Consider the following 11,868-nt stretch of genomic DNA (forward strand, 5'->3'; position numbering starts at 1 on the left):
GGCATTTTACCGGTTTTGGACCCCAAACCGGCCCGTTTCGCCCATTTGGCCGTTAACCAGTCCTAATTATTTCCGCACGGCCCGCCCCGCGAGCTCCACCAGGCCGCGCAGGAAGTCGACGAAGGCGATGCCTTCGGCTTTCAGCGCCTTGGGGTAGAGCGAGGACTTGGTCAGCCCGGGCAGCGTGTTGGTCTCGAGATAGACGAGGCCCTTGTCCGAGACGATGAAGTCCGACCGGGAGTAGCCGCTGCAGGACATCGCGCGATGCGCCAGCATCGCCTGCGCCTTCAGCGCGGCGGTGATCTCGGGCGCGAAACGGCCGGGGCAGATCTCCTGGGTCGACTTCAGCAGATATTTCGCGGCGTAGTCGAAGCTGCCCTCGCCCGGAATGATCTCGATCGGCGGCAGCGCGATGATCGAGCCATCGGCGCGCTCCAGCACACCGCAGGTCGCCTCGATGCCGGCGATGTAGGGCTCGATGACATACTCTTCGTGCTTGGCCGCGCTACGGACGGCGACGAGATCCTGCTTGGCGTTGACGAAGATCAGACCGTAGCTCGAGCCGTCGCGCGCCGGCTTTGCGATCAGTCTTCCGTATTCGGCGAAGGCTTCGTCGATGTCGTCGAGCGCAACGTTCGGCGGCGATGCCACGCCGCCGAGCGCGGCGAAATGCTTGGCCGCGATCTTGTCGAAGGCCAGATGCGAGGAGGCCGAGCCCGATCCGGTGAAGGGCACGCCGCGCGCCTCGCACATCACCTGCAATTCGCCGTTCTCGGCACGCCCGCCATGCAAGCCGAGCACCAGCACGCGATTCTCGGCCTTGGCCTGGTCGAGCGCCTGCTCCAAGGGAATGCCACGCGTGCCCGGCTTGAACTCGTCCTCGAAGGGACGGGCGTGCTCGAGCAGCTGCTTGGACTGCACGACATGCACCTTGTCCTCGACGTCCCACCACCAGAGATCAGCCTCGGGTAGCGCCTGATGCAGCGCCTGCGCCGAGGCGACCGAGACGAGACGCTCGCGGTTGGAGCCGCCGAAGAGGATGGTGATGCGCATGGTCATGGTCTGCAATCTCTCCGTTCGTCATTCCGGGGCGCGACGAAGTCGCGAACTATGGTGCGCAATTGCGCACCTGAGAATCCATTTCCCCATCGTCTCTGCCGTCCGATGGATTCCGGTTCTCGCTTCGCGAGCCCCGGAACGACACTCACGCGGGAATCCCGATCCGCTTGATTTCCCAGTGTAGCTCAATCCCGGAATTCGCCTTCACGCGTTCGCGTACGGTCTCGCCCAGCGTCTCGATATCGTGCGCGGTGGCATCGCCGTTGTTGATCAGGAAGTTGCAGTGCATCTCCGAGACCTGCGCACCGCCGACGCGCAGGCCACGACAGCCGGCGGCGTCGACCAGCTTCCAGGCGGAATGACCGGGCGGATTCTTGAAGGTCGAGCCGCCGGTCTTCTCGCGGATCGGCTGCGCTGTCTCGCGATGGCTCTGCACCTCCGCCATCCGCGCGCGGATTGTCTCCGCATCCCTGATCTCGCCGCGAAAACGCGCGGAGGTGAAGATGATGGAGGGATCGACGCCGCTATTGCGATAGACGAACTTCATGTCGGCATTGGAGAAGACGTGCTTGGTACCGTCGCGCCCGACGCCGCGCGCCTCGATCAGCACGTCCTTGGTCTCGCCGCCATTGGCGCCCGCATTCATCCGCAGCGCGCCGCCGATGGTGCCGGGAATGCCGAAGTAGAATTCGAGCCCGCCGATATTGGCGGAGGCGGCCACCTCCGCCACGCGCTTGTCGAGCGCGGCCGCGCCGGCGGTCACGACGTCGCCGCTCGCGCTCGCCTCCCCGAAGGCGCGCGGCGCCAGGCGGATCACGACGCCGGAAATGCCGCCGTCGCGCACGATGAGGTTGGAGCCGACGCCGACGACATAGACGGGGATGTCGGGCGCAAGACGCGCCAGGAAGTAAGCGAGATCGTCCTCATTCGCCGGCGTGAACAGCACCTGCGCCGGACCGCCGACGCGAAACCAGGTGAGCTCGGCGAGAGACTGGTTGGCGAGCAGCCGGCCGCGAAGTTGCGGCATCGCGGTTTTGAGGTCGGGCGTGATGTCGGGGAAGCTCACCACCCTACCCCAGCGCCTTCAACTGATCCGGCAAGGCATACGCCCATTGCGTGATGTTGCCGGCCCCTAAGCACACGACGAGATCGCCGGACTTCGCGAGCCGCTTGACGATGCCCGCGAGCTCCGGTGCCGCCGGCAGCGGCACCACCTCGCGATGCCCATGGGCGCGCAGGCCTTCCACGAAATGGTCGCGGTCGATGCCGTCGATGGGCGCTTCGCCGGCGGCATAGACGTCGGCGACAACAACCGCGTCCGCATCGTTGAAGCAGGTGCAGAATTCCTCGAACAGTGATTGCAGGCGGGTGTAGCGATGCGGCTGCACCACGGCGATCACCTTGCCGGTGTAGGAATCGCGTGCCGCTTTCAGCACTGCCGCGATCTCCACGGGGTGATGGCCGTAATCGTCGATGACGGTGACGCCGTTCCACTCGCCGGTCTTGGTGAAGCGGCGCTTGACGCCGCCGAAGCCGGCCATCGCCTTGCGGATCGCATCGTCGGAGACGCCGAGCGCATGCGCGACCGCAATCGCTGCCGTCGCGTTCGACGCATTGTGCCGGCCCGGCATCGGCAGCGCGAGATCGGCGATCTCATGCGTGGTGCCGGCCTTGCGGTCGCGGATCACGACCTTGAATTTCGAGCCGCCGCCGCCCGCGGTGAGATCGACCAGCCGCGCGTCGGCCTGCGGGTTCTCGCCATAGGTGATGATGCGGCGATCCTCGATCTTGCCGACAAGAGTCTGCACCACGGGATGGTCGATGCACATCACGGCGAAGCCATAGAATGGCAAGTTCTCGACGAAATGGCGGAACGCGTCCTGCACGGCGTCGAAGGTCTTGAAGTGATCGAGATGCTCGGGGTCGACATTGGTGACGATCGCGACATCGGTCGGCAGCTTCAGGAAGGTGCCGTCGCTCTCGTCGGCTTCCACCACCATCCAGTCGCCGGCACCCAGCCGCGCGTTGGAGCCATAGGCGTTGATGATGCCGCCGTTGATCACGGTGGGATCGAGCCCGCCGGCATCCAGCAGCGTTGCGACCATCGTCGTCGTCGTGGTCTTGCCGTGGGTGCCCGCGATCGCGACGCAGCTCTTCAGCCGCATCAGCTCGGCCAGCATCTCGGCGCGGCGCACCACGGGAATGCGCCGTTCGCGCGCCGCCATCAGTTCCGGATTGTCGCGCTTGATCGCGGTGGAGACCACGACGACTTCGGCGCCGTCGACATTCTCGGCCTTGTGGCCGACCGAAACCTTCGCGCCCTTCTTGCGCAGCCGGTCAAGATTGTAATTGTCGGAGGCATCCGACCCCTGCACGGCATAGCCGAGATTGACCAGCACCTCGGCGATGCCGCTCATGCCGATCCCGCCGATCCCGACGAAGTGGATGGGTCCGATCTCGCGCGGCAGTCTCATGCTCTGTTCCCTGACCTCGCCGCCTTCCGCAGGCGGCATCTGGCGAAGGTCACGGCCAAATCAGCCGCGCGCCTTTCTTACTGGATGCCTCGCTTTAGAAGGCGAAGACAAGGGCTTTTTCGCGTCAGATTCCCGCAACCTTGACCACCAGATCGGCCAGCCGCTCGGCGGCATCGAGCCGGCCCGCGCCACCGGCCGCTGCGGCCATGGCGGCGAGGCGCGCGGGTTCGGCGGCGAAGGCGGAGATTTCGGACGCCAACCGGTCGGAGGTGAACTCGGTCTGCGGGATACGGATCGCGCCATCCACCTTGACCAGCACGCCGGCATTGGCGAACTGGTCCTGGTCGATCGAGCCCGGCAGCGGCACCAGGATCGAGGGCCGGCCGATTGCCGCGAGCTCGGCCACCGTGCCGGCGCCGGAGCGCGATACCACGAGATGATTTGACGCGAGCCGGGCCGGCAAGTCGGTGAAGAACGGCGCCAGCTCCACCTTGATCTTGAGCCTGTCGTAGACCGCTCGGACGCGGCTCATGTCCTCGTCGCGCACCTGCTGGGTGAGAACGAGCCGGCCCCACAGCGCAGGCTCGAGCCGCTCGATCGCACCAGGCACGATGTCGGCCATGATGCGCGCGCCCTGACTGCCGCCGACGACGAGCAGACGCAGCGGGCCGTTCACCTCGGGCGCAGCATAGGGCACGGCGGCAGCAGCGAGCACCGCCGGCCGCATTGGCGTGCCGACGGTGGTGGTCTTGGCCGACAGCGCGGGATCGCGGTCGAGCACGCCCGGCAACGACGTCGCGATGGCGCGCACGCGGCTCGACAGGAACCGGTTGGCGCGGCCGAGCACCGCGTTGGCGTCGTGGATGATGCCGGGCACGCCGGCGAATTTCGCCGCGACCAACGGCGGCAGCGTCGGATAGCCGCCGAAGCCGACGACTGCGACAGGCTTCCATCGCTTGATCAGTCCGTAAGCGGACAGCGTGCCGGCCACGAGCGTGAGCCCGGCATAGGCGAGCTGAAGCGGATTGCGGCCGCGCGCGGTCTCGCTGGCCACGACGTCGATCATGTCCTTGCTGAACAGCCCGCTATAGCGCAACGCGCGCTCGTCCGTGACGAGGCGGACGCGATAACCGCGCCGGATCAATTCGACGCCGAGCGCCTCGGCCGGAAACAGATGGCCGCCGGTGCCGCCCGCGGCGAGAAGAATCAGGGGGGACGTGGTCATGATGGCGGAGTTTTACAGGGAGTTTTCCGTCATTGCGAGTGCGGCAACGAAAGTGTTCGTGCCCCCGGCGCAGCGCAGCGCGCTGCCCTTCGCAGCGTGGTGCGCTGCTGAACCGGGGCCCATTGGTTGCAGCATTCTGGATCCCGGCTCTGCGCTCCGCTTCGCGGAGCTTGCCCGGGACACGTGCAACTACGCGTAACTCCGCATTGCCTCGGCGTGGCCGCTGGCTTCGACCTCGGTGCGCGGGCGCAGCCGCGTCAGCGCCAGCATCATGCCGACGCCATAGGCCAGCGACACGATCGAGGAGCCGCCATAGGAGATGAACGGCAGCGTCATGCCCTTGGCAGGGATGAGTTGGAGGTTGACCGACATGTTGATTGCGGCCTGCACGCCGAACAGGATCGCAAGTCCCGAGGCGGCGAAGCGCGAGAACATGTCCTCGTTGGCATAGGCGCGCGACAGCGTGCGGATGACGACGAAGGCGAACAGCGTCAGCATCGCAAGGCACAGGATGATGCCGAACTCCTCCGCGGCGACTGCGAACACGAAATCGGTGTGACTGTCCGGCAGACTGCGCTTGGCGATGCCCTCGCCCGGGCCCAAGCCGAACCAGCCGCCGTTGTAAAAGGCCTCCATGGCGGTATCGACCTGGAAGGTGTCGCCGGAGGCCGGGTTCATGAAGCGCTTGATGCGGCCCGCGACGTGCGGGACGAACAGGTAAGCGCTGAAAAGGCCGGCCGCCGCGGCGCCGGCGAGGCCGAACACCCAGATCATGCGCATGCCCGCGATGAAGAACAGCGAGCCCCACACCATCAGGATCAGCATGGTCTGGCCGAAATCCGGCTCCATCACCAGCAGCGAAACCAGCATCAACAGCAGCACCAACGCCATCGTGGTCGCAGGCATCTCCGGCCGCTTGGTCGATTCCGCAAACAGCCAGGCCGCGATGACGACGAAGGACGGCTTGGCGATCTCGGAGGCCTGGATATTGACGCCGAGCAGCGTGATCCAGCGTCGCGAGCCCTTCACCTCAGGACCGATCGCGAGCGTCAGCACGATCAGGATGATGCTCGCCGCGAAGATGATCAGTGCCGAACGGCGGATCGCGCGCGGCGACAGGAAGGACACCCCGAGCAGCACGATGCAGGACGGCACCAGGAACAGCACGTGGCGGCTGAAGAAGTGGAAGGGATCGAGCCCGATGCGCGTCGCGACCGGCGGGCTCGCCGCCAGCGACAGGATCACGCCGGTCAGCATCAAGGCCAGGATCGCGCCCATCAGCGGCTTGTCGACGGTCCACCACCACTCGGAAAAGGGGGTGCGTTCTTCACGGGAGAGCATGGGCGGCCGCTTTCGGACAGAGGTCAGCCCATTGGTCGCCGAGGTTGGTTACCGCAGGGTTAAGGAAGTGGATGAAGTTGTGCACAGTCTCGTGCCCCGGACGCAGCGCAGCGCCATTGCGGTGCGCTGCAGAGCCGGGGCCCAGCGGCTTCTGCGTCCCGGCTCGCGCTACGCGCGTCCGGGACACGAGAACTCGCTACACCACCGGCTTCACGCCCGGCAGCGCCTGCACCAGCTCGCGGAACTTGGTGCCGCGGATCTCGAAGTTGCGATACTGGTCGAAGGAGGCACAGGCTGGCGAGAGCAGCACGACGGCATCGGCGAGGCCTGATGCCTCCGCATCGCGCGCGGCGTGCTCGACGGCGACGTCCAGCGTCTGGCTGATCTCGTGCGCGACACTACCAAGCGTGCCGGAAAATTCCTGCGCGGCCTCGCCGATCAGATAGGCCTTGCGGATGCGTGGGAAATAACCGGTGAGACCAGTGATACCGCCCGCCTTGGGCTTGCCGCCGGCGATCCAGAAGATGTCGGCAAAGGACGACAGCGCATGCGCGGTGGCGTCCGCATTGGTGCCCTTGGAATCGTTGACGAACAGCACGTTGCCGCGGCGGCCGACCTGCTCCATGCGGTGGGCGAGGCCCGGAAAGCTGCGCAGGCCATTCTGAAGCACGTCGAGGCCGATGCCCATCGCGAGCGCGGCTGCGGCCGCGCAGGCCGCGTTCTGCGCGTTGTGCAAGCCGCGGAGCGAGCCGATGCCGCCGAGCGCGGCGATCTCGTTGCGCGCACCGCCCGCGGTCCGCACGATATTGCCGTGCTCGACATGGATGCCCGACGCCAGCGGGTTCTTGACGGAGATGCGCACCACATTCTTGCCCGAGCGGTCGAGCCGGTCGGCGATGTCGCGGCAAAAGCCGTCGTCGACGCCGACGATCGCGGTGCCGCCTCCTTGCACGCCCGCAACGAGGCGCTCCTTCACCGCGGCGTAGTGCGCGATGGTGCCGTGACGATCGATATGGTCTTCGCTGACATTGAGCAAAATGCCGACGGAGGGATCGAGCGAGGGCGTGAGGTCGATCTGGTAGGACGACATCTCGATGACGTGGACGCGGCCCATGCGCGGCGGCTCCAGCGACAGGATCGCGGTGCCGATATTGCCGCCCATCTGGGTGTCGTAGCCGGCAACCTTCGTGAGGTGCGCGATCAGCGCCGTCGTAGTCGACTTGCCGTTGGTCCCGGTGATGGCGACGAACGGCGCATCCGGCGCATGGCGCCGCCGCTCGCGGCAGAACAGCTCGATGTCGCCGATCACCTCGACGCCGGCTTCGCGCGCCTTCAGCACGCTCCAATGCGGGACCGGATGGGTCAACGGCACGCCGGGCGCGAGCACGAGCGCCGCAAAGTTCGCCCAGGACACGTTGCGCAAATCCGCGGTGATGAAGCCGGCCTGCGCAGCCTTGGCGACGTTCTCGGCGTTGTCGTCGGCCGCGACCACCTCGGCGCCGCCGGCCTTTAGCGCGTGGCAGGAGGCGAGCCCGGAGCCGCCGAGGCCGAACACCGCGACGGTCTTGCCGGCAAAAGAGGTGACGGGGATCATCGAGCGATCACCGCAGCTTCAGCGTCGACAGGCCGGCCAGCGCCAGCATCACCGAGATGATCCAGAACCGGATCACGATCTGCGGCTCGGTCCAGCCGAGCTGCTCGAAATGGTGATGGATCGGCGCCATGCGGAAGATGCGCTTTCCGGTGAGCTTGAACGACACCACCTGCACGATGACGGAGACCGCCTCCAGCACGAACAGGCCGCCGATCACCGCGAGCACGATCTCGTGCTTCACCGCGACCGCGATGGCACCCAGCATGCCGCCGAGCGCGAGCGAGCCGGTGTCGCCCATGAAGATCGACGCCGGCGGCGCATTGAACCAGAGAAAACCGAGGCCGGCGCCTAGAAGCGCGCCGCAGAGCACCGCGAGCTCGCCGGTGCCGGCGACATATTTGATCTGGAGATATTCGGCGAACACCGCGTTGCCGGCGAGATAGGCGATCATCGCAAAGCTCGCGGTCGCGATCATCACGGGCACGATGGCGAGGCCGTCGAGACCGTCGGTGAGGTTCACCGCGTTGCCGGAGCCGACGATGACGAAGGCACCGAAGATCACGAAGAACCAGCCGAAATGCAGCACGGTGTCCTTCAGGAAAGGAATCGTCAGCGCGGTGGACGCGGGATCGCGGTTCAGCCGCACCAGGGCGTAGCAGGCCACCAGCGCGATCGCCGCCTCGATCAGCAGGCGAAGCTTGCTGCCGAACCCGCTCGTGGTCTGCTTGGTCACCTTGAGGTAGTCGTCATAGAAGCCGACGAAGCCGAAGCCGAGCGTCACCGCCAGCACGATCCAGACATAGGGGTTGAGCGGATTGGCCCACAGCACGGTACCGACGGTGAGGCCGGACAGGATCATCAGCCCGCCCATCGTGGGCGTTCCCTTCTTGGCGAGATGCGATTGCGGACCGTCGGTCCGGATCGGCTGGCCCTTGCCTTGGCGGATACGCAGATGGTCGATGATCCAGGGCCCGAACAGGAACACGAACAGCGCACCGGTGACCACCGCGCCGCCGGTGCGGAAAGTGATGTAGCGGAAGACGTTCAGGAAGGTGCGAACGGCACCGAAGCCGGGAAATGTGTTGGAGAGCTCGATCAGCCAGTAAAACATTCAGACGGTCCTATGGCGCCTCTGCACGCACGATCTTGGCGTGCTCACGCGCATTCGCTGGTCTTCATCATGGGTCGCGCGCCCCCAGGGAAACCGGACGGCTTCGCGCCGCAAAGGATGGGATTCGGGAACGGCGCCTTCCAAGCAGTTTACGCCTTTGCCTGCAAGGCGGCCACCAGGCCCGGCACAAACTTGTTGACCCAGAACATCTTCTTGCTGCCCTTGACAACCACGACATCGCCTGCCTGCAGCAGGCTCGCGACCTCGACCGGCTTCAGCGTGGCTGGGTCGTCGTGCCAGCCGAGACCCTTGCCTGACGGCAGCACGTCGTAGAGGTGCCGCATCAGAGGGCCGACGCAGTAGACCCCGTCGATGCCGTCGAGGTGCTTGGCAAGGGCGGTGTGATAGTCCGGGGCGTCTTCGCCCAGCTCCAGCATGTCGCCGAGCACCGCAATGCGGCGGCCGCCGGTCATGTTGCGTGCCTGCAGGCTCTGCAGCGCGGCAGCGACGCTGGCCGGATTGCCGTTGAAACTGTCGTCGATCACGGTGATGCCGCCGATCGTCTGCTCGACGCCGCGGCCGGTCATGATGCCTACCCGGTCGAGCTTGATCGCGAGCGTCGCTGGGTCGAGACCCGCGGCACGAATCGCGGCGAGCGCGGCCAGCGCATTCTGAACGCGGTGCGGCGCGCCCGGCGTCAGGCTGAAGGCAAGTTCCTTCTTGCCGATCATGGCCACGATTTGCCAGCTCTCGCCGTGCGGCGCGTGCGCGACCTCGTGCACCTCGGCGTGCTCACCGAAGCGGACGACCTTGCCCTTCCATTCCGACGCCTTGAGCCCGGCGGGCAGCACCAGCACCCCGTCCTCGGGCAGGCCGAGCGCAATCGAGACCTTCTCGCGCCTGATGGCTTCGAGCGAGCCGAGCTTTTCCAGATGCACCGGCTGGACGTTGACGACGAGCGCGACCGTCGGCCGCGTCAATTCGCTGAGCCGTGCGATCTCGCCTTTCTGGTTCATGCCCATCTCGACGACCCAGAGGCTGGCATCGGTGCGCGCATTGCACAGCGTCAGCGGCACGCCCCAGAAATTGTTGAAGCTGGAGGGGCTGGCATAGGCGTTCGGATAGGCCGCCAGAAATTCCTTGGTGCTGGTCTTGCCCGCGCTGCCGGTGAGCCCGATCACCGGCCCGTTGAACCGCGCGCGCGCGGCGCGTGCGAGGCCCCAGAGGCCGTCGATCAGCGTATCCTTGACGACGATCTGGGGAATGCGGATGCCGGCGATCTCATGCGGCACGATCATCGCGACTGCGCCGGACGCCTCAGCCTTGTCCGCGAACTCCCAGCCGTCGCGTGCGCTGGCGAAGGCCGAGACGAAGCCGCCGCTCGGCGTGCCTGATAGCGCGACGAACAGGCTGCCCGGTTTCACCAGGCGGCTGTCCTGGGTGACGAAATCGATCGGAGTGTCGGGGAACGACCCGTCCGCGCCCAGCGCGCGCGCCACTTCGGCAACCGTCCATATCGGCGCGCTCATGCAACCCTCGACGCTAATGCGGCGGCGACCGCCTCGTGATCACTGAAGGGCAAAACCTCTCCGCCGACGATCTGCCCGGTCTCGTGGCCCTTGCCGGCGATGAGCAGCGCATCGCCCTCCTGCAATTCCTCGATCGCGGCGCGGATGGCAGCGGCACGGTCGCCGATTTCACGGGCGCCCCTGGCGGTAGCGAGGATCGCGGCGCGGATCGCTTCCGGCTTCTCGCTGCGCGGATTGTCGTCGGTGATGATGATTCCGTCGGCATTCTCGGTCGCGATCTCGCCCATGATCGGACGCTTGCCGGCATCGCGGTCGCCGCCGGCGCCGAACACGACGACCAGCCTGCGCCTGGCATAGGGACGCAGCGCCTGCAGTGCCTTCACGAGCGCATCGGGCTTGTGCGCGTAATCGACGAAGATCGGCGCGCCATTGCGCTCGCCGACGAGCTCGAGTCGTCCCTTGGCGCCTTCGAGATGCTCAAGGCTTGCGAACACGTTGGCCGCATCGCTGCCGGTCCCGATGGCAAGACCCGCCGACACCAGCGCGTTCTCGATCTGGAATTCGCCGACCAGCGGCAGGCGGATCGCATAGCGCTTGCCGCGATGCTCGAGCCCGAGCACTTGCGAGAAGCCTTCGACCCTGGCGTCCGCGAGACGAATGCCCTCGCCTGCGCCGTCGCCGTTGCGACCGACCGCCATGACGCGCAGGCCGCGCGCCTTCGCGGCGTCGATCGCTTCCGCCGAGCAATCATGATCGGCCGAGATCACCGCCGCGCCGCCGGGCGGCACCAGTTCGCGGAACAGGCGGAGTTTCGCGGCAAGGTAATGCGCGACGGTCGGATGATAATCCATGTGGTCGCGCGAGAGATTGGTGAAGCCGCCGGCGGAGACGCGCACGCCATCGAGCCTGAATTGATCGAGCCCGTGCGACGACGCCTCGAAGGCGAGATGGGTGACGCCCTCGCGGGCGATCTCGTCGATCTGCCGGTGCAGTGCGATCGGATCCGGCGTCGTCAGCGAGCCATAGACCGTGCGCTTGGGCGAGACGAGACCGATGGTGCCGATGCTGGCGGAGACATGCCCGAGCCGCTCCCAGATCTGGCGCGTGAAGGCTGCAACAGAGGTCTTGCCGCTGGTGCCGGTCACGGCCGCGATGGTCGCCGGCTGGGCGGGGAAGAAGCTTGCGGCGGCCCGCGCCAGCGCACGGCGCGGATTGGCGACGGCGATGAACGGCACCTTGCCTCCATCAGGCGCATGGTCGCCGACGACGGCGACCGCGCCCGCGGCAATCGCGGCGTCGATGAAGCGCGCGCCATCGGTCTTGCTGCCCGCCAGCGCGAAGAAGAGATCACCCGGCTTGACGACGCGGCTGTCGAGCGCAAGGCCGGTCACATCGAGCGCGGCGATGGCGGGCTCGATCGCGGCATCATTGCCCAGAATATCCAGACCCAGGAGGTCGCGCAGCTTCATGGTCTTCCAGTCGACATGCCCTGCCGGGAAGCCGAATACGGGTGGAAAATCCCGACTCAGCCGCGG

The 11,868-nt window shown here is 66.5% G+C and carries 9 protein-coding genes; all 9 read right to left on the reverse strand.

The genetic code is table 11. The features are described from left to right. Positions 1-66: 66 nt before the first annotated feature. Positions 67-1,053: a D-alanine--D-alanine ligase family protein gene (locus AC0WRY_RS27660; RefSeq protein WP_194408428.1), complete on the reverse strand. Its 987-nt coding sequence runs from the start codon at positions 1,051-1,053 to the stop codon at positions 67-69. 151 nt (positions 1,054-1,204) lie between these two features. Continuing rightward, entirely contained in the window at positions 1,205-2,125 is a 921-nt protein-coding gene (gene murB / locus AC0WRY_RS27665) for a UDP-N-acetylmuramate dehydrogenase (protein ID WP_491121791.1), read from the reverse strand. 4 nt (positions 2,126-2,129) lie between these two features. Next, positions 2,130-3,533 carry a UDP-N-acetylmuramate--L-alanine ligase gene (gene murC / locus AC0WRY_RS27670; RefSeq protein WP_285807640.1) on the reverse strand — a complete coding sequence of 468 codons (1,404 nt, stop codon included), beginning with the start codon at positions 3,531-3,533 and terminating at the stop codon, positions 2,130-2,132. Positions 3,534-3,657: 124 nt separating this feature from the next. Continuing rightward, on the reverse strand, positions 3,658-4,758 hold the full coding sequence (murG, locus tag AC0WRY_RS27675; protein WP_491121794.1) for an undecaprenyldiphospho-muramoylpentapeptide beta-N-acetylglucosaminyltransferase: 1,101 nt from the start codon (positions 4,756-4,758) through the stop codon (positions 3,658-3,660). Between the two features lie 189 nt (positions 4,759-4,947). Further along, a complete protein-coding gene (gene ftsW, locus AC0WRY_RS27680) occupies positions 4,948-6,099 on the reverse strand; it encodes a putative lipid II flippase FtsW (protein WP_194403930.1) in 1,152 nt (383 codons plus the stop codon). A 196-nt stretch (positions 6,100-6,295) separates the two neighbouring features. Further along, entirely contained in the window at positions 6,296-7,693 is a 1,398-nt protein-coding gene (murD, locus tag AC0WRY_RS27685; protein ID WP_491121796.1) for a UDP-N-acetylmuramoyl-L-alanine--D-glutamate ligase, read from the reverse strand. Between the two features lie 7 nt (positions 7,694-7,700). Then, the gene (gene mraY / locus AC0WRY_RS27690; RefSeq protein WP_194403932.1) at positions 7,701-8,804 is read right to left on the reverse strand and encodes a phospho-N-acetylmuramoyl-pentapeptide-transferase; all 1,104 of its coding nucleotides are present in this window, start codon (positions 8,802-8,804) and stop codon (positions 7,701-7,703) included. A 149-nt stretch (positions 8,805-8,953) separates the two neighbouring features. Further along, entirely contained in the window at positions 8,954-10,333 is a 1,380-nt protein-coding gene (locus AC0WRY_RS27695; protein WP_491121798.1) for a UDP-N-acetylmuramoyl-tripeptide--D-alanyl-D-alanine ligase, read from the reverse strand. Continuing rightward, positions 10,330-11,802, reverse strand: a complete 1,473-nt coding sequence (locus AC0WRY_RS27700) for a UDP-N-acetylmuramoyl-L-alanyl-D-glutamate--2,6-diaminopimelate ligase (protein WP_491121800.1) — start codon at positions 11,800-11,802, stop codon at positions 10,330-10,332. Before AC0WRY_RS27700 ends, AC0WRY_RS27695 begins: the two co-directional genes overlap by 4 nt. Positions 11,803-11,868 lie beyond the last annotated feature (66 nt).

The organism is Bradyrhizobium sp. T-12 (genome assembly GCF_058314695.1).